Consider the following 16,490-nt stretch of genomic DNA (forward strand, 5'->3'; position numbering starts at 1 on the left):
GATCACCATGAACGCCGACGTCATGATCGAGGCCCACGCCCTGACCAAGTCCTACGGGAAACCGGGCGCCCGGGTCCGTGTCCTGGACGGTGTCGGGCTTCAGGTCGCACGCGCCGGCATCCACGCGCTGCTCGGCCCCAACGGAGCCGGCAAGACCACGACCGTGCGCATCCTCGCCACGCTCACCCCTCCCGACTCCGGCACGGCGCGCGTCGCCGGGCACGACGTCGTCGCCGACCGGCGCCGGGTCCGCCGTGCGATCAGCCTGACCGGGCAGTTCGCCGCCGTCGACGAGACGCTGACCGGGGAGGAGAACCTGCGGATGATGGCCCGGCTGACCGGCCTGAGCCGCACGCGGGCCAGGCAGCGGGCCGAGGAACTCCTCGTACGCTTCGACCTCACCGACGCGGCACGCCGTCAGGCCCGTACGTACTCCGGGGGCATGCGGCGGCGCCTGGACCTCGCGGCCGGGCTGGTCGGATCGCCCGAGCCCGGCGTCTTCTTCCTCGACGAGCCCACCACCGGGCTCGACCCGCGCAGCCGCCGCGAGCTCTGGCAGGTGGTCCGCGACCTCGCGGGCCGTGGCGCCGCCGTGCTGCTCACCACCCAGTACCTGGAGGAGGCCGATCAGCTCGCCGACCGCATCGCCGTCCTGGACGGGGGCCGGATCGTCGCCGAGGGCACCCCGGACGCCCTGAAGTCACGCGTCGCGGGGCACCGTCTGGACCTCGTGCTCACCGGCCGCGAGGCCTATATGCGGCTCGCCGGCCGCGCCGTCCACCACTCCCCCGAGACGCTCACGCTCGGCATCCCCACCGACGGCAGCGCCGCCCAGGTGCGGGCCCTGCTCGACGAGATCGACCCGCACCGCACCGACGTCTCGCGCTTCTCCCTGCACGGCGCGACCCTCGACGACGTGTTCCTCGCCCTCACCACCGGGACGGAGGCGCCGGCCCATGTCTGACGCACCCGGAGCACTCACCCGCGCCACCGTCCTCACCGGACGCGGCCTGCTCATCAGCCGCCGCAACATCGACGCCGTCATCACCTCGATGATGCTGCCGATCATGCTGATGCTGATCTTCGTCTACTTCTTCGGCGGCGCGATCGACACGGGCGCCGCCCACGACTCGTACGTCATGTACGTCGTCCCGGGCGTCCTGCTGCTCTGCGCCGGCTTCGGCTCGGCCACCACCGCGGTCGCGGTGAGCGAGGATATGAAGGGCGGCATCATCGACCGCTTCCGCTCCCTGGACATCGGCGGAACGCCGGTGCTGGCAGGCCATGTCGTGGCCAGCACCGTGCGCAATCTCGTCTCCACCACGCTGGTCTTCGCCGTCGCCCTGCTCATCGGCTTCCGGCCCGCCGCCACCCCGGCCGGCTGGCTCGCCGTGGGCGCCGTGCTGCTCGCGTACATCGTGGCCCTGTCCTGGCTCTCGGCCGCCATCGGCCTGCTCGCCCGCACCCCGGAGGCGGCCGGAGGATTCACCTTCTTCATGTCGTTCCTGCCCTACCCGAGCAGCGCGTTCGTCCCGGTCGACAGCATGCCCGGCTGGCTCCACGGCTTCGCCGACCACCAGCCGGTCACCCCCGCCATCGAGTCCCTGCGCGGCCTCCTGCTGGACCAGCCGGTGGGCAACGCCCCCTGGATCGCGCTGTCCTGGGCGGCCGGAACCCTGCTGGTGGCGGTGGTCCTGTCGGGCGCGCTGTTCAGGATGCGGACGCGGTGACACCCGCGGACTGCCCGTGGAGCCAACGGGCATAGGCGGCCATCACCCCGCGGAGCGAGGGCACCGGATCGAGACCGAGCGGCACCCGGGCCCTCGACAGCACCTCGCGGACGCGGTGCGCGGTCACCGGGAGCCGGGCCGGGGCGGACCCGGCTCCCGGCTGCTCCAGCGCGATGGCGCCACGGATCACATCGGTGTAGACGGACTGGACGCGCTTGTACGCCAGCAGAGTCGCCAGATCCTCGCGCCACCCCTTCGCGCACTCGGGCCGCACGGCCCCCACCGCGCCTGCCCAGAGCCCGGCGATCCGCCCGGCCTCCTGGGGGGAGTACCGCATCAGGTGCAGATGCGTGGCGAGGTCGTACAGCGGGTCTCCGACCATGGACAGCTCCCAGTCGATGGTCCAGAGGTCGCCCGCCGCGTCCACGATGAGGTTCAGCCGGTGCAGGTCCCCGTGGATCAGCGTGAACGGACGGTCCGTGAGCAGCCGCGCCCTGCGCCTGATGCCGTCCAGGGCCCCTTCCGGCACGCCGAGTTCATGGAACAGCGAGCCGAACCGGTCGACGTGGCGCCGGTGGACCTGGTCCCGTGTGAAGGTGGCCAGGCCGTCCAGGAACGCCCCCGTGTCCCCGTCGGCGGGATGGTCCGCGCGTGCGCAGACGCGCTGCCCGCCGACCGAACCGGCGTCGAGGGCCACCAGCTCCGCGAAGAGCTGACCCAGCTGCCCGGCATGGTGCGCGGAGAGCGCTCCGGCCGGGCCGCGGCCGAGCGTCCGCCCCTCGATGAACCCCTGGAGCAGGACGTGCTCGTCGAGCACGACGATCTCGGGGATCCGGCTGACCCGGCCGCTCAGGTCCAGCAGCAGCCGGTCCTCGGAGAGGAAGCACCTGCGGTCGAACCGGAAGAGCTCGGAGCGCGGTTCGTGCACCTTGCAGCGCAGGGATCTGCCCGGCAGCGGGAAGACGTATGTCTCGCGGTAGTGGCCTCTGAACGGACCCTCGATCAATGTCCCGCCGTACGACTGGCCGGGACGGACGCCCAGATACTCGCGCACGTCCGTCGTGGTGTCGACTGTCACCGCCTGCTCCCTCGACCGTGAAAGGCCGTGCGCGGTCACCGGCCGGTGACCCCCGGGCAGACCCTGCCGCTACCTTCGGGCACCGACCGGCAGCGTTCCCGCTCCCGGCTCCCTCAACTGCACGCGCTGCCGTGCCGTTTCCACAAGACCCCGCAGCGAAGGCACCGTCCAGCCTGCCCCCACGTCCACCAGGGCGCGGCGCTTGTCCTCGGTCACCGCATAGCCAATGAACGGTACACCGACCGCCTTCGCGGCCAGGCAGTCCGCAGGCGAATCCCCGATCATCACGGCCGCCGCCGCGGCCGAACCGGTCGACTCCAGGGCGCGGACCAGGCAGTGGGGGTCCGGCTTGAGCAGCGCGGGATCGGACGTACGCCCGTGGATGTGCTCGTGTGCCAGTGGGGAGGGCTCGTGACGGCCGAGGAACCGGACGACGGCGGCCGGGGAGTTGTTGGTCGTGACCGCCTGCCGCCAGCCACCGGCGTGGAGCGCACCGATCAGGTCGAGCGCGTGCTCCGTCGGGGTCGCACTGGCCGCCGCCTCGACCTCCTCGGCGGTGAGGCAGCGCTCGGCGTGGACCGTCACCGGGCCGTCCCCGTAATGCTTGGCGACCGCCTGGAGCAGGGCCAGGGGGTCGTCGGTCCCGTCGGCGGCCACCCCGGGGTCGCAGCCGAAATCGCGCAGTTCGCGGGCCAGCCGCGCCGCCACTCCCTCGGCCGGGCGGCCGGCGAAGAGCCGGCACAGCGGACCGTCGAAGTCGAGGAGGACGCATTCCGCGGCCGCGAGGACCGAGGACGGGCCGGACATCCGGGCAGCGGAGGGGGCGGCATCGCGCCGGACACTCACGTCAGCGGTTCCTTCGGGAGGGGCGTCACAGGGATGGTCGTGCGGGGCACGGTCAGAACGTCGCCTTCGTCGCGAGGTTGTCCCAGGTGGCGTCGAAGAACTGCCGCGCCGCCCGGACCACTCCCGCCTGCTCGGGGGTCGAGTCGGCCGAGGCCCGGAAGGGGTACAGGGTGGCCCCGGTGCCGTAGGCGTCGTAGGTCGCGACGTCCTCCCCGTCCGGCAGGGTCGCGGTGCCCTCCTCCGGGATGTAGAAGCCCTGGAGCACCACCCGGTTGTTCAGGATGTACAGCTTCATCTGGGGCGCGAAGGGGACCAGCCGGACCTGCACGTCGACCTCCTCCACGATCTTGAGCCGGCGGAGTTCGTACAGGGCGTTCCGCAGCATGGTCACATGGCTGTGCAGGATTCCGCCGAGCCGCGCCCGCACCCGGGGGTCGTCCTCGCCCGACACCTGCCGGGGGATCGCCAGCGCCGTCGACTCGGTGTTGGGGAGCAGCAGCCGCGCGGTGATGCTCCGGGGCGGGCTGATCTCCTTGGCGACGATACGGTCCTTCTGGTCGACGACCCTCGCGGCGAGCGACTCCGTCGTCATCGAGAAGACGTCGAGCCTGACCACGTTGGCCTCGAAGGCCTCGACCAGATACGGCCGCAGAAGCACGGGCGGCACGCGCTCGGAGACCACGGCCCACACATCGCCCTCGGGGCGCGCGGTGGGCGCCGGAACACGAGGGGAGTCCCCCGTCTCGGACGCCACGAAGGACCCGCTGCCCTGCCGGGTGACGATCAGCTCCTCCTTGCGCAGGAGGGACAGCGCCTGGTTCACCGTCGCCCGCGAGACGTTGAAGCGCGCGGCGAGCTCCTCCTGCGTCGGGAGGCGTTCGCCGGGGCGCCGGGCCTCGCTGTTGATCTCCTTGCGCAGCTCGTCGGCGACCCATCGGTACTGGAACGTGGCATCACGCGGGGCAGAACCATGACTTGTCACGCTGCAACCATACAACTACGCGGCGAACAAGGTGAGATGACACGCTGATGCTCTTCACCGAACCTACAACTACCAAACAACCAGACAAGTTTGCGAGGTAGTTACCCGAGGGCATAAGTACGACAAGTCAAACGGGGGACTTGTAAGGGCATTTGTTGTCCGGTCTCTGCGCAGCGTCGCGCACACTCCACCGGTCTCCCCTCACCCAGCGGCGCACCGCGCCGATCCCTCCATCTGGGAAGGAGTGACCGCCATGCCTCTGATCACCCTGGGCCTCGAGCAGATCATTCAGTGGAAGTACGGCGTCATGGGCAGCCTCGGCGTCGCCCTGCTGGGCCTCGGCCTGAAGATGGGCAACTCCAACTGTGCCTGTGCCGGTGCCCTCATCCTGGCCCTGCTCTTCACGCCGACCGACTGACATCGTTTCGCCGGCGGTCCAGGCCGGCGAAACGGTGCCGGGCGGCAGGACGCGCGCCCGCGCCGGCGCCGGGCGGAGCCGCCCGGACCGCGTCTGCCGCACCGGTTCCGCGACGGCCAGGGCGGGAGCGGCCCCGGTGGGCGCCGCGCCGTAGCCCCCATCAGGCTGTTTTCCGCCGAGGTGCGGGCCGTGGCACGGCGTGGAAGATGGGACGAGTGGCACAAAATCATCCCGAACAAGGAGGTATGCCATGCCGGTCTGTACGACGCGTGACGGTGTCGACATCTTCTACAAGGACTGGGGGAACGGCCGCCCCGTCGTCTTCATCCACGGCTGGCCGCTGAACGGCGACGCCTGGCAGGACCAGCTGAAGGCGGTCGCGGACGCCGGATACCGGGGCATCGCCCATGACCGCCGGGGCCACGGCCGCTCCACGCCGGTGTACGACGGCTACGACTTCGACACCTTCGCGGACGACCTGAACGACCTGATCACGCAGCTCGACCTGCGCGACGTGACGCTGGTCGCCCACTCGATGGGCGGCGGCGAGCTGGCCCGCTACATCGGCCGGCACGGCACCGACCGCATCAAGTCCGCCGTCCTGCTCTCGGCCGTCCCGCCGCTGATGCTCCAGGGCCCGGACAACCCGGAAGGCGTGCCCCAGTCGGTCTTCGACGACATCAAGAAGGGCATCCTGACCGAGCGCTCGCAGTTCTGGAAGGACACCGCCGTCGGATTCTTCAGCGCCAACCGGGACGGCAACAAGGTCACCCAGGGCAACAAGGACGCCTTCTGGTACATGGCCATGGCCCAGACCATCGAGGGCGGCGTGGATTGCGTGGACGCCTTCGCGTCGACGGACTTCCACGAGGACCTGAAGAAGTTCGACATCCCCACGCTCGTCGTGCACGGCGACGACGACCAGGTGGTGCCGATCGACGCCACCGGCCGCAAGTCCGCGAAGATCATCCCGAACGCGACCCTCAAGGTGTACGAGGGCGGCTCGCACGGCATCGCGCTCGTCCCGGGCGACAAGGAGAAGTTCAACAAGGATCTCCTGGACTTCCTCAAGAAGTGACACCGCGGGAAGCGGCCCGCGGTCTGTCGGACGATCCCGCTCCGACACGGCGTCGACATGAGAGGGACAGATCGTGGGCAACTTCTCCCCGGGCTTCCAGGGCCGCACGCACCGGTTCGAGGGCAGGCTGCCCCCCGGTCAGTATCCGACCGAGTCGTTCCCCGTCCTCTCGGCCGGTCCCACTCCGCACGTGCCCACGGACACGTGGGAGTTCACCGTCACCACGGAGACCGGACGGAAGCACATCTGGGACTGGGAACAGATGAAGGACCTGCCCCAGGAGGAGTTCACGGTCGACATCCACTGCGTCACGCGGTGGTCGAAGTTCGACACCTCCTGGCGCGGGGTATCCATGGACACGTTGCTCGCGGACGTCGAGACGACCGCGGACTTCGCCCTCGTCCGGAGCGAAGGCGGCTACACCACCAACCTGCCGCTGGAGGACCTCCAGGACGGCAAGGCCTGGCTCGTCCACACCTTCGACGGCTACGACCTGTCGCCCGAACACGGCGGTCCCGTCCGGCTGCTGGTGCCGCACCTGTACTTCTGGAAGTCCGCCAAGTGGGTGAAGGGCCTCACCCTGACACCCGGGAACGAACCGGGATTCTGGGAGTCGGTGGGCTACCACGAGTACGGCGACCCCTGGCGCGAGCAGCGCACCTGGAGCGACTGACCATGAGCACGTGGACGCCCGCCCGGCTCGTGGGCCGCGAGGACCAGTCCGCGACCGGCCGCACCCTGTACCTCGACGTACCCCGCTGGCCCGGGCACCTGGCCGGCCAGCACGTGGATGTGCGCCTCACCGCGGACGACGGCTACCACGCCGTACGCAGCTACTCCCTGGCCGCCCCGGCCGAGGGCTCCCGGATCGAGCTCGGCGTGCAGTCCGTACCGGGCGGCGAGGTCTCCCCGTACCTCGCCGACGACCTCCCCCTGAACGCCGAGGTGGAGGTCAGAGGGCCCCTGGGGGGCTGGTTCGTGTGGCGGCCGGACACGGACGGCGCGGTGCTCCTGGTCGCCGGCGGCTGCGGCATAGTGCCGCTGATGGCGATGATCCGGGCCCACCGGAACCACTCGACGGCACCCATGCACCTGGTCTACTCGGTTCGCGACCCCGGCCAGATCTGGTACCGCGAGGAACTCACCGGCACCGGTCTCGGCACGACCGTGCACCTCGTCCACACCCGGCAGGCCCCGCCCGGTTCGTCCCGTCCCCCGGGCCGGGTCACCGCCTCCGACCTGGCGCTGCCCACCGGAGCCGACAACACGCCCGAGTGCTTCGTGTGCGGGCCGACCGGCTTCGTGGAACACGCCGCCGGACTGCTGACCGACGCGGGCCACCCGCCCGGGCGCATCCGCACAGAACGCTTCGGCTGACCGACCCGACCGCCAAGGAGGCACCCGTGCCGGACACCCCGTTCAGCTCGCACCGAGACGGCAACGCCCTGGCAGGCCCGCTGTCGCAGATCTTTGCCGTCGACCCGACCACGGCCTGGCGGCGCTGCCCCGACTGCGGGCTGACCGGCTCCCTCGCGCAGTTGCACGTCTACGGTCCTGAACCCGGCCTGACCGGACGCTGCCCCGGCTGCGCGGCCGTCGCCCTGCGCCTGGTCGAGCAGCCCGGCCATCTGTGGCTGCAGATGGGCGGTGGCGCGGGCGCGTTCAGGTTCCCGCGCCTCTGAGCCACAGCCGGGGATCGTGCCCGCGCCTCTGAGCCGCCGCCGAGGGTCCGTGCGCCGCGGTTCGGGTCCAGGGCCTCAGAACACGTCCGGGCACCACGGCCGCAGGGGCGTCCTGAACACCGCCTCCGCCGTCGCGGCAGCCCCCGGCCTGTGCTCGTCCAGCCGGCCCAGCGCGGCCAGCCGCAGCGGCGACTCGTCGCCGAGATACAGCGTGCCCAGCTCCGCCACGTCCAGCGTGAGGTCCGCGTCGCGGGTCGTCGGGGCGCACGAGGCGCCGGACGGCGAGACCTCCAGCAGCCAGCGGCCGCCGGCCAGGCCCGCCGCGTCCCTGACGTCCAGGACCAGGGCCGCCTCGGTCGCGTACGTCCGTGCCTCCAGGGCCCGGGGGACGTCCAGCAGCCGCAGCCACAGCCAGTCCGCCTGCGTCACCACACGGGCGGCGCGCGGGTCCGGCAGGAGGAGCGGCAGCACGTCGTCGGGGGCGCGGTAGCCCGTTCGGACCGTGGTGATCCAGTCGATGGAGCAGACGAAGTGCCACAGGGCGCGCTCCGCGGCCGGGGTCGCCGCGATCATGCCGCTCACCGTCGCCTTGTTGAGCGGCTGCTTCCGGTCGCCCCAGTTGTCGTCGGCGCGATAGGTGATCAGGCCGTCCGTCTCCCCGTCCGCCGACCGGTACACCGCGTAAAACGGCTCCGTCCACGACTCGGCCGCAGGGACGTCCACACCGGTGTTCCGCTGCCACCAACGCTCGTCGCGGGAGACCACGCCGTGCTGTCGTGCGGCGAGACGGGCGTGCAGTGCGGGGCCCAGCTTGCGCACGTCCGCGCCGTCCACCAGCTCGAGCCGGCCGCCGTCCACCTCGGAGGGGACCCTGCCGCGCGGGTCCAGGCCCGCCCGGGGGACGTCGATCTCCCACTCGGTGGTCCAGGCGGCCGGACCGAATCCGTACCGCCCGTAGATCGGGTACTCGGCGGCGATCAGCGACGCGACCACGTCACCGCGGTCCTTCGCCGCCGCCAGGTCCTTCGCCATCATCCGGCTGAGCAGTCCGCGCCGCCGGTGCGTGGGGGTCACCGTCACGGCCGTGATCGCGTCCGCCCGCACGGTCGCCCCGCCGACGACGGTCAGCTCCTGGGCGAAGGACCGGAAGGTGGCCACACAGCGACCGGCGTCGAACACGCCCTGCACGCGGTCGAGATCGGCATGGGCCAGACGCACCGCGATCTCCTCCTCCGGGACCGGTCCCGCCGACGACCGGAGGAATCCGGCTCCGACGGCGCGCATCCAGTCGGGGAACTCGGCGGCGGAGACGGTGCGATGATCAAAGCTCATACCGCCCACGCTAGGCACCCGGCCCTCGGGATGTCGCGCGCTTTTACGGCGCCGCGCGGCCACCGGTCAGAACGCCGCCCTGATCTCGCCGACCCGCGCGGCACCGCCCAGCAGCGGCGCGCTCCCGATACGGGACACCACCGGGGCGTCGACACCCAGCAGTTCGAGCGAGCGGGCCAGCACGGGCCCCAGGGCGCGCGTCGCGCCGTCGTCGATCTTGAAGGCCAGCGCCCTGCCGTCCGGGAGGGCCAGCGCCTGGACGGCCTCCGCGCCCATCTTGGAGAGCGCGCCCGGCACCTCCCGCATCAGCCAGGTGTCCGGCCGCCGCGTGCCCGCGACGTACTCCGGGTGCGCCCGCATCGCGTCCGCGACCCGGCGCTCCGCCGTGCCGGGCTCCGCCAGCACGAACGACCGGAACGCGCGGGCCAGGCCCACCAGCCCGATCGCCATCAGCGGCGCCCCGCAGCCGTCCGTGCCCAGCGCCGCCACCGGCTCGCCCGCCGCCTCGGCGACCACCTCACCGACCAGCCGCTGGAGCGGGTGCGCCGGGTCGAGATAGCTCGCGGTGTCCCAGCCGTTGCGTACGCAGACGGCGAGCATCGCCGCGTGCTTGCCCGAGCAGTTCATGGTGAGCGGCTCCCGCACACCCCCGGCCGCCAGATACGCCTCGGCCTCGACCGGGTCCAGCGGCAGATCGGGCGGGGTCCGGAGATCGTCCGGCTTCAGCCCGTGCTCGGCGAGCATCGTGCGCACCAGCTCCAGGTGGAAGCCCTCCCCCGAGTGGCTCGCGGCGGCCAGCGCCAGCCGCTCCCCCGAGAGATCAAGACCGGCCCGCAGGATCGCAGCGGCCTGCATCGGCTTGTTGGACGAGCGCGGGAAGACCGGGGCCGCCGGGTCGCCGAGCGCGAGCTCCACGCTCCCGTCGGCGGCCAGGACCACCAGTGACCCCCGGTGGCGGCCCTCGGTGAAGCCGGACCGCACGACCTCGGCCAGGACCGGGAGCACGGGCGACGAGGACGAGGCTATGGAGGAGGTCATGGGGTGAGGCCTTCCGGGGGACGGGCGTGACCCGCCCCCCGTCAGGGTCGCCTCAGGCGAGCAGGTCCTCTACTTGTGCTTCCCCGTCACGGTACCTGCGGGCGATCTCCGCGCTGCAATCGTCGACCGTCCGCTGGAGCCGGTGACGGCGCCTGGACACCCGCCGCTCGTAGCGCACGAGCCTCGCCATGGCGGCGAGCAGCTCCTCGTCCGTCCGGGCGTCGAGGTCGGAGAGCTCGACCTCCGCGAGGGTGTCCGCCGCCAGCTGCCGGTACTCGTCGCTGCGCGGCGTGGTGAGGGTGACGTGCCGCACCGACGACCGGTGGACGGACGGGGTGTCGGCGAGGATCTCCGAGAGCCGGTCCACCACGGGCGACTGGGGCCCGCCACGGCCGGCGAGCTCGGCCCGCAGGATGTCGATGCGGCCCTGGACCAGCCGGCGGACGTAACTGAGGTCCGCCTCGTCGCGCTGCGCCTCACGGCGCCGGGTCCGCAGCTCCGGCAGCCGCAGCCCGCCGAATTCGGGCTGCGGGCGTACGGAGGCGAGCCCCTCTCCCGCACCGCTCCCGGTCTGCCCCGGCACGGAGACCGCGCCGGGCAGCTGCACGGGCGGCGTGGACAGCTGGCCGGGAGCGTCACCGGTCCGCTGCACCGGCGGCCGCAGGCTGCCGGGTGTACGTGTCACTGGTACGGCGCCGGGCGATGGCCCGGTTCCACGTGTCGTCATGATGTTCCGTCCCCTCGACCGGTGCGTCGGCACACCGACATCGTGCATCGTGCCACTACGCAGGGTGTTCACGCAGGTGCTCTGTACCCGTTCAGCCCAAGATAGGTTGGTCTGTATGCGTGCAGTGATACAGAGAGTGGACGGTGCGAGCGTCACCGTCAGGGACGCCGGGGACGAGTCGCAGGCGCACGGAACGGTCGGCGAAATCGTCGGCGAAGGGCTGTGTGTGCTGGTGGGGGTCACTCACGGCGACACCGCGGAGAAGGCGGCGCAGCTCGCCCGCAAGCTGTGGACCTTGCGGATTCTTGAGGGCGAGAAGTCCTGCTCGGACGTGAATGCACCGCTTTTGGTCATTTCTCAGTTCACCCTCTACGGGGACGCCAGGAAGGGCCGCAGGCCCACCTGGAACGCCGCCGCGCCCGGCGATGTCGCGGAGCCTCTGGTCGACGAGGTCGTGGCACAGCTGCGCGCGCTCGGCGCCCAGGTGGAGACGGGCAGGTTCGGAGCGGACATGCGGGTCTCGCTCACGAACCACGGCCCGTTCACCGTACTGATCGACGTCTAGCCGTCCGGGCAACCCGCCCGGCCGCCTACGGCTCGACGACGGTCTCCTGGGCGGCGGCCGTGTCACCGGCGATCAGTTCGGCGTCCACCGCCGTGTTCCGCTTCACCAGCGCCAGGGCGATCGGCCCCAGCTCGTGGTGGCGGGCCGACGTGGTGATGAAGCCGAGCTGGCGGCCCTCCTCCCCGTCGGCGGCGAGCCTGACCGGGGTGCCGTGGCCGGGCAGGTGGACCTCGCTGCCGTCCAGGTGCAGGAAGACGAGGCGGCGCGGCGGCTTCCCCAGGTTGTGGACGCGGGCGACCGTCTCCTGGCCCCGGTAGCAGCCCTTCTGGAGGTGCACGGCGGTGCCGATCCAGCCCAGCTCGTGCGGGATCGTACGGTGGTCGGTCTCGAAGCCCAGGCGCGGGCGGTGCGCCTCGACGCGCAGCGCCTCGTAGGCCAGGATGCCCGCCACGGGGCCGTGCGCCGCCGCGTACGCCTCCAGGCCGTCCCGGGGCAGGAAGAGGTCACGGCCGTGCGGCGTCTCGCGTACGGCCACACCGTCGGGGACCTCGGCGATGGAGCCGGCGGGCAGGTGCACGACGGCGAAGTCCTCGGTGCGGTCGGCGACCTCGACCCGGTAGAAGAACTTCATCGACTCCAGGTACGCGATGAGCTCGCCCTCGGTCCCGGGCTCGGCGTGCATCCACACCGTCGTGCCGTCGTCGACGAGGTAGAGGGCGTGCTCGATGTGCCCGTTGGCGGAGAGGATCAGCGCCTCCGTCGCCTGGTTCGGCGCGAGGTCGCTGACGTGCTGGGTGAGCAGCAGGTGCAGCCAGGCCAGCCGGTCTTCGCCGGTGACCGTGACGACGCCGCGGTGCGAGAGGTCGACGAGGCCGCTGCCGTCGGCGAGGGAGCGTTGCTCACGGAACAGGTCGCCGTAGTGCGCGGCGACGCCTTCGTCGCGCCCCTCGGCGGGGACGGCGCCGGGCAGGGACAGCAGGGGGCTCTTCATGCGACCAGCGTACGACTCGTACGGCGCGGACTACCGCCCGCCGTCGGGACCCTCGGCCGGTCCGGACCGCTCCGCCTTCGCCTTCGCCTTCACCGTGCAGCCGGCGCAGCGCCCGAAGATCGCGAAGTGCTTCATGTCGGTCTCGAAGCCGAACGTGCCCCGCAGCTTCTCGGTGAAGTCGGCGACCACGTCCACATCCGCCTCGATGACGTCCGCGCAGTCACGGCAGACCAGGTGGATGTGGTGGTGGCGGTCCGCCAGGTGGTACGTCGGGGCGCCGTGCCCGAGGTGGGCGTGGCTGACCAGCCCGAGCTCCTCCAGGAGCTCCAGGGTCCGGTAGACGGTGGAGATGTTCACCCCCGACGCGGTCCTGCGCACCTCGCAGAGGATGTCGTCGGGCGTCGCGTGCTCCAGGGTGTCGACGGCCTCCAGGACGAGCTGGCGCTGAGGCGTCAGCCGGTAGCCACGCTGCCGAAGATCGGTCTTCCAGTCGGTGCTCACCACAGCCCCAGTGTAGGGCTGGGTGAGCACGGGCCCGCCTGAACGGACTACTTGAAGAACGCGATGCCGTCGTCCGGCAGGTCCCCGAGGCCCCGCGCCATCTCGGCGACCTGCTCCGGGGTGACGACCTTCTTGAGGTGCGCCGACATGTACGGCCGCAGCTCCACGTCGGGGGTGGCCTTCTCGCCGACCCACATCAGGTCGCTGTTCACGTAGCCGTAGAGCCGCTTGCCGCCGCTGTACGGGCCGGAGGCCGCCGTGCGGGCCACCGCGTCGGTGACGAGGTCGATCTGCGGCTTCTGCTTCGCCAGCTCGCCGTACCAGACCTCGACGATGCCCTGGTCACGGACCATGACGATCTCGACCTTGCGGTCCTTGTCGACGCGCCAGTAGCCGGACTCGGACTCCAGCGGCTTGACCTGCTTGCCCTCGGCGTCCAGCACCCAGGAGTGCGAGACGTACTCCAGGAAGTCGCGGCCGTCGTGGCTGAAGGTGACTTCCTGGCCGAAGTTGCACTTCTCGGCACCGGGGAAGTCGGCGACACCCGCACCCGCCCAGTTGCCCAGGAGGAAGGCCAGCGGCACGAGGTCCGGGTGGAGGTCGGACGGGATCTCGATCATGAGCGGCTCAGACGATCTGTGAGGGTGTACGGAAGGTGTTCGGCGAGGGTCAGCGCTGGCCCTGGTACAGCTTCTTCACGGTCACCACGGCGAAGGCGAGCACGCCGACGCACACCAGGACCAGCAGGGCGGAGAAGAAGGCCTCAAGCACGGGAGCTCCTCGGAACGAACGACATGACGGCAGCGGACGGCCGGGCCCCCAGCCTAATGGGTGGGGGCCCGGCACGGCGGCCCGGGGTTTCCCCCGGGCGCGGTCCGCTCAGCCCAGGAGCTGGTTCTGCAGGATCAGCGTCTGGTGGAAGGGAACGGCCGCCGTTCCGGCCTCGCCCTTGCGGCTGTGGACGATCAGGGCGACGGTGTCCCCCGCCAGCACGTAGGCGTAGCGGCTCTGCTCGGGGCCGTACGGCTCGGGCTCGGAGTAGACGTGCGCCGTGGTGAATTCCGCCCCGGCCGTGGCGGTCCAGTCCTCGTCGAACACGGGCTCGGTGCTCCCGTCGAGGGGGATCGGCAGCGAGTCGAGCGACTGGTGCTCGTAGATCTCGTCGTGGAAGGCCGTGGAGTACGCGACCGAGTTGAACTGGAGCAGATAGACCCGGGACGACGTGCCGTCCGGCATGGTCCAGCCGCGTGCGGCTATGTGCCGCAGGGCGGAGTCGTTCAGGTGCTGGGTGAGGGCGGCCCGGTCACCCTTGCCGTACTCGGCGACGTACCGGGCGGTGTCCACCCACCCGCCGTCGAGGCCCTTGATCTCGGTGGCACCGGCAGGCGTCGGCACCAGCAGGCGCCGCAGGTCCGCGTGGTGGACCTCCGCGAGGTTGGAGTCGCTGAACGGACGGGGCGCGTCGGCGGGCAGGGCGGGCAGGGTCAGTGCCGGGTAGTCCCACCGCCCGTCGTCGCGGGTGGCGAGCCCCGGTACGTCGGTGCGCTCCATCGACGTGATGCCGGCGGCCGTGCCGGCTCCCAGCCCGCCCATGACGAGCACGGCGGCCGTCCACCGGAGGACGGCCCGCAGGACGCGGCGCGGCGGGCGGGGTGCGGCGGGCGCGGGGCCCTCCTCCCGCACGGAAGGAGGCGGCGGGCCCTCCGGGACCGGCGGGAGGGTGGTCGTGGCGGGAACGGCGTCTTCCACGGCCACGTCGGCCGGTGGGGCCGTCTGCTCGGTCATACGTACTCCCCCGGGGACGTGATGTGGTCCAGCTGGTCCTTCAGCAGTTCGGCGACGGCGGCCTTGTCGACGGGCTTGGTGCCGGTGGCCCGGTAGGTGATGTTCAGCTCGCCGTCGTAGGCCGCGCACACCATGTCCTCGATGCCGCTCTCGCTGTCCTTGGGCTGCACGTAACAGGTCGCCTTCCGGGTGTGGCCCTTGACCTTCGGGCCGTCGCGGAAGATCCCCAGGAGGTCGAACAGCTCCGTCTGGAAGGTGTAGAAGTCCCGGACGGCCTTCGTGTCCTTCATCCGCACGATCTCGGCGTGCACCTCCAGGTCGTTGTGCACCGAGACGTACGACCGGAGAGCGAGGCCCTGCACGCGGAGCTTGTCGATCCGCTTCTCGTAGTCCCGGCGCTCCTTGCCCGCCAGCCCCCGGCTGGACTCCTTCATCGCGGCAGCGGCCCGCCTGCCGTCCACCTCGTCGTCGTTGCCGTACCCGGCGTCGTCCGGACCGAGCCGGTAGCCCTCGGGCACCGGCAGCAGGAGCTTGCTGAGTTCGGTGCCGGAACGGCCCCGGTCGACATCGCCCGCGGGATCCTTGCCGGGCTCGCGCTCGGACACCTCCCAGAGCGTGGTCTGCACGGTGCGGTCCGCGCCGTCGACCGTGGCATTCGTGTACCCGGCGGCGCCTCCGACGGCGCCCAGCACCAGGACGAAGGGAAGGGCGGTGAGCAGAATCCGCCGGGCCCGCCCGGTGCGCGCGGGGGTGTCCGGGACCTCGGCCGCCCGGACGTCCGGGGCCGCCTCCGGGGGGTCGGGCAGGGTCATGTCGTTCACAGGCGCTCCAGCTGTCGCTCGGCCAGCGTCCGGATGTCCTTCTTGCTGATCGGCCGGGTGTCGAACAGATTGATCTGGACCATGACGTCGCCGCGGTGCATGACGGCCCTGGCCCGGTAGAAGGGCAGATAACCGGGTTTCCGGTCGACGGCGTAGAGGTAGTAGCGGCCCTCGCCGCTCCCCTTGACCGCGTCGCCTTCGTTGCCCGCGCCCCGTTCGGCCCCGGACATGTACGAGCGCTGCCCCTCGGCGAAGTCGGCGGCCCTGGTCTCCGTCCCGGAGGAGAACTGGACGAGCTGGATCTCCGCCTCGCGGTGCGGGCCCTTCTTCCAGGCCGCCGCTGCGACGCGGCGTATGTCGGACTCCAGGAAGTACTGGTACGTGGTGTCGTCGTTGTCGAATTCGCGCGCGAAGTCCCCCACGGTCATCCAGCCGTCGTCCACCCAGTCCTCGTCCTTGTCCTCGCTCCAGCCCGACGGACGGTCGATGATCAGCTTGCGCAGATCGCCGTCCGTCCTGACCTGGCGGTCCTGCGAGGCGGGCAACGGGGCCGGGACCTTGTCCGCGGGAAGGGCCTTCGCCGGGTAGACCAGCTCCCACTGCGAGAGCGCGGGCAGCGGCGTCGGTGGCCGCTCGGCCTGGATTCCGTAACCGACGGCCGTGCCGCCGGAGATGCCGAGCAGCGCCGCGGCGGCGATCAGCAGGGCCGTGCGCCCGCGTGGACGAGGGCGCGCCGGGGCGGCAGGCGCTTCGGCGCGAGTGCCCTGTGCTTCTCCCTGCGTGCCGGCCGGGGCGGCCTGTGCTTCGGCCGGCACCTCCGACGGCGCGGACGGAAGGGTGTCGTTCGGTTCCAAAAGGGTCCCCCCATGAGACCTGAAGCGCGGGTTCCATCACCCGCGCACACAACTGACTCACA

Annotated in this window: 20 protein-coding genes; 8 read left to right on the top strand and 12 right to left on the bottom strand. The window is 71.5% G+C overall.

Annotated features, from left to right (window positions below):
• The first annotated feature begins 7 nt into the window (after positions 1–7).
• Together ACWCQM_RS35350 and ACWCQM_RS35355 are read left to right on the top strand one after the other, a co-directional pair.
• The gene (locus ACWCQM_RS35350; protein WP_450919169.1) at positions 8–964 is read left to right on the top strand and encodes an ATP-binding cassette domain-containing protein; all 957 of its coding nucleotides are present in this window, start codon (positions 8–10) and stop codon (positions 962–964) included.
• Positions 957–1,730 (top strand): ABC transporter permease, encoded by a 774-nt coding sequence (locus tag ACWCQM_RS35355; RefSeq protein WP_450919170.1) that lies wholly within the window; start codon positions 957–959, stop codon positions 1,728–1,730. The genes ACWCQM_RS35350 and ACWCQM_RS35355 overlap by 8 nt, the downstream gene beginning before the upstream one ends.
• Here the strand turns inward: ACWCQM_RS35355 and ACWCQM_RS35360 are convergent.
• The 3 genes from ACWCQM_RS35360 to ACWCQM_RS35370 all read right to left on the bottom strand — a co-directional run bounded on the left by ACWCQM_RS35360 (position 1,711) and on the right by ACWCQM_RS35370 (position 4,636).
• Positions 1,711–2,808 (bottom strand): phosphotransferase, encoded by a 1,098-nt coding sequence (locus tag ACWCQM_RS35360; protein ID WP_450919171.1) that lies wholly within the window; start codon positions 2,806–2,808, stop codon positions 1,711–1,713. The genes ACWCQM_RS35355 and ACWCQM_RS35360 overlap by 20 nt on opposite strands.
• A 69-nt stretch (positions 2,809–2,877) precedes the next feature.
• The gene (locus ACWCQM_RS35365; RefSeq protein WP_450919172.1) at positions 2,878–3,654 is read right to left on the bottom strand and encodes an HAD family hydrolase; all 777 of its coding nucleotides are present in this window, start codon (positions 3,652–3,654) and stop codon (positions 2,878–2,880) included.
• A 52-nt stretch (positions 3,655–3,706) separates the two neighbouring features.
• Positions 3,707–4,636, bottom strand: coding sequence for a GntR family transcriptional regulator (locus tag ACWCQM_RS35370; RefSeq protein WP_450919173.1), 930 nt, complete (start codon positions 4,634–4,636; stop codon positions 3,707–3,709).
• 253 nt (positions 4,637–4,889) lie between these two features.
• On the opposite strand from ACWCQM_RS35370, the gene ACWCQM_RS35375 reads away from it, so the two are divergent.
• From ACWCQM_RS35375 to ACWCQM_RS35395, 5 genes are all read left to right on the top strand, one after another.
• A complete protein-coding gene (locus ACWCQM_RS35375) occupies positions 4,890–5,054 on the top strand; it encodes a hypothetical protein (RefSeq protein ID WP_267074458.1) in 165 nt (54 codons plus the stop codon).
• Between the two features lie 250 nt (positions 5,055–5,304).
• Entirely contained in the window at positions 5,305–6,132 is an 828-nt protein-coding gene (locus tag ACWCQM_RS35380; RefSeq protein ID WP_450919174.1) for an alpha/beta fold hydrolase, read from the top strand.
• Positions 6,133–6,205: 73 nt separating this feature from the next.
• Entirely contained in the window at positions 6,206–6,805 is a 600-nt protein-coding gene (locus ACWCQM_RS35385; protein WP_450919175.1) for a molybdopterin-dependent oxidoreductase, read from the top strand.
• Positions 6,806–6,807: 2 nt separating this feature from the next.
• A complete protein-coding gene (locus tag ACWCQM_RS35390; RefSeq protein WP_450919176.1) occupies positions 6,808–7,509 on the top strand; it encodes an FAD-binding oxidoreductase in 702 nt (233 codons plus the stop codon).
• A 26-nt stretch (positions 7,510–7,535) separates the two neighbouring features.
• Positions 7,536–7,814, top strand: coding sequence for a DUF6510 family protein (locus ACWCQM_RS35395; RefSeq protein ID WP_450919177.1), 279 nt, complete (start codon positions 7,536–7,538; stop codon positions 7,812–7,814).
• Between the two features lie 75 nt (positions 7,815–7,889).
• Here the strand turns inward: ACWCQM_RS35395 and ACWCQM_RS35400 are convergent, their stop codons facing one another.
• The 3 genes from ACWCQM_RS35400 to ACWCQM_RS35410 form a co-directional block, all read right to left on the bottom strand.
• On the bottom strand, positions 7,890–9,146 hold the full coding sequence (locus tag ACWCQM_RS35400) for a GNAT family N-acetyltransferase (RefSeq protein WP_450919178.1): 1,257 nt from the start codon (positions 9,144–9,146) through the stop codon (positions 7,890–7,892).
• 66 nt (positions 9,147–9,212) lie between these two features.
• Positions 9,213–10,184 carry an asparaginase gene (locus ACWCQM_RS35405; RefSeq protein WP_267074463.1) on the bottom strand — a complete coding sequence of 324 codons (972 nt, stop codon included), beginning with the start codon at positions 10,182–10,184 and terminating at the stop codon, positions 9,213–9,215.
• A 52-nt stretch (positions 10,185–10,236) separates the two neighbouring features.
• Positions 10,237–10,911, bottom strand: coding sequence for an RsiG family protein (locus ACWCQM_RS35410; RefSeq protein WP_450919179.1), 675 nt, complete (start codon positions 10,909–10,911; stop codon positions 10,237–10,239).
• A gap of 115 nt (positions 10,912–11,026) precedes the next feature.
• Between ACWCQM_RS35410 and dtd the strand changes: the two genes are divergently transcribed.
• Positions 11,027–11,476, top strand: coding sequence for a D-aminoacyl-tRNA deacylase (gene dtd, locus ACWCQM_RS35415; protein WP_450919180.1), 450 nt, complete (start codon positions 11,027–11,029; stop codon positions 11,474–11,476).
• Positions 11,477–11,501: 25 nt separating this feature from the next.
• On the opposite strand, the gene ygfZ is transcribed toward dtd, so the two are convergent.
• The 6 genes from ygfZ to ACWCQM_RS35445 all read right to left on the bottom strand — a co-directional run bounded on the left by ygfZ (position 11,502) and on the right by ACWCQM_RS35445 (position 16,428).
• Positions 11,502–12,467, bottom strand: a complete 966-nt coding sequence (gene ygfZ, locus ACWCQM_RS35420) for a CAF17-like 4Fe-4S cluster assembly/insertion protein YgfZ (RefSeq protein WP_450919181.1) — start codon at positions 12,465–12,467, stop codon at positions 11,502–11,504.
• Positions 12,468–12,497: 30 nt separating this feature from the next.
• Positions 12,498–12,971, bottom strand: a complete 474-nt coding sequence (locus ACWCQM_RS35425; RefSeq protein WP_450919182.1) for a Fur family transcriptional regulator — start codon at positions 12,969–12,971, stop codon at positions 12,498–12,500.
• Positions 12,972–13,015: 44 nt separating this feature from the next.
• Complete coding sequence (locus tag ACWCQM_RS35430) at positions 13,016–13,588, bottom strand: FABP family protein (RefSeq protein WP_145804631.1); 573 nt, start codon at positions 13,586–13,588, stop codon at positions 13,016–13,018.
• Positions 13,589–13,847: 259 nt separating this feature from the next.
• Positions 13,848–14,753 carry a hypothetical protein gene (locus ACWCQM_RS35435; RefSeq protein WP_450919183.1) on the bottom strand — a complete coding sequence of 302 codons (906 nt, stop codon included), beginning with the start codon at positions 14,751–14,753 and terminating at the stop codon, positions 13,848–13,850.
• Entirely contained in the window at positions 14,750–15,574 is an 825-nt protein-coding gene (locus ACWCQM_RS35440) for a hypothetical protein (protein WP_450919184.1), read from the bottom strand. Before ACWCQM_RS35440 ends, ACWCQM_RS35435 begins: the two co-directional genes overlap by 4 nt.
• Positions 15,571–16,428, bottom strand: a complete 858-nt coding sequence (locus tag ACWCQM_RS35445) for a hypothetical protein (protein WP_450919185.1) — start codon at positions 16,426–16,428, stop codon at positions 15,571–15,573. The genes ACWCQM_RS35440 and ACWCQM_RS35445 overlap by 4 nt, the downstream gene beginning before the upstream one ends.
• Positions 16,429–16,490: the final 62 nt, after the last annotated feature.

This window comes from Streptomyces sp. NPDC002125 (assembly GCF_053593715.1).

Excerpts from the sequence above, each read along its gene's own strand:
- ACWCQM_RS35390 (WP_450919176.1), top strand. The coding sequence starts at position 6,808 with ATGAGCACGTGGACGCCCGCCCGGCTCGTGGGCCGCGAGGACCAGTCC.
- ACWCQM_RS35405 (WP_267074463.1), bottom strand. The coding sequence starts at position 10,184 with ATGACCTCCTCCATAGCCTCGTCCTCGTCGCCCGTGCTCCCGGTCCTG.
- ACWCQM_RS35350 (WP_450919169.1), top strand. The coding sequence starts at position 8 with ATGAACGCCGACGTCATGATCGAGGCCCACGCCCTGACCAAGTCCTAC.
- ACWCQM_RS35375 (WP_267074458.1), top strand. The coding sequence starts at position 4,890 with ATGCCTCTGATCACCCTGGGCCTCGAGCAGATCATTCAGTGGAAGTAC.
- ygfZ (WP_450919181.1), bottom strand. The coding sequence starts at position 12,467 with ATGAAGAGCCCCCTGCTGTCCCTGCCCGGCGCCGTCCCCGCCGAGGGG.
- ACWCQM_RS35380 (WP_450919174.1), top strand. The coding sequence starts at position 5,305 with ATGCCGGTCTGTACGACGCGTGACGGTGTCGACATCTTCTACAAGGAC.
- ACWCQM_RS35355 (WP_450919170.1), top strand. The coding sequence starts at position 957 with ATGTCTGACGCACCCGGAGCACTCACCCGCGCCACCGTCCTCACCGGA.
- ACWCQM_RS35400 (WP_450919178.1), bottom strand. The coding sequence starts at position 9,146 with ATGAGCTTTGATCATCGCACCGTCTCCGCCGCCGAGTTCCCCGACTGG.
- dtd (WP_450919180.1), top strand. The coding sequence starts at position 11,027 with ATGCGTGCAGTGATACAGAGAGTGGACGGTGCGAGCGTCACCGTCAGG.
- ACWCQM_RS35410 (WP_450919179.1), bottom strand. The coding sequence starts at position 10,911 with ATGACGACACGTGGAACCGGGCCATCGCCCGGCGCCGTACCAGTGACA.
- ACWCQM_RS35430 (WP_145804631.1), bottom strand. The coding sequence starts at position 13,588 with ATGATCGAGATCCCGTCCGACCTCCACCCGGACCTCGTGCCGCTGGCC.
- ACWCQM_RS35435 (WP_450919183.1), bottom strand. The coding sequence starts at position 14,753 with ATGACCGAGCAGACGGCCCCACCGGCCGACGTGGCCGTGGAAGACGCC.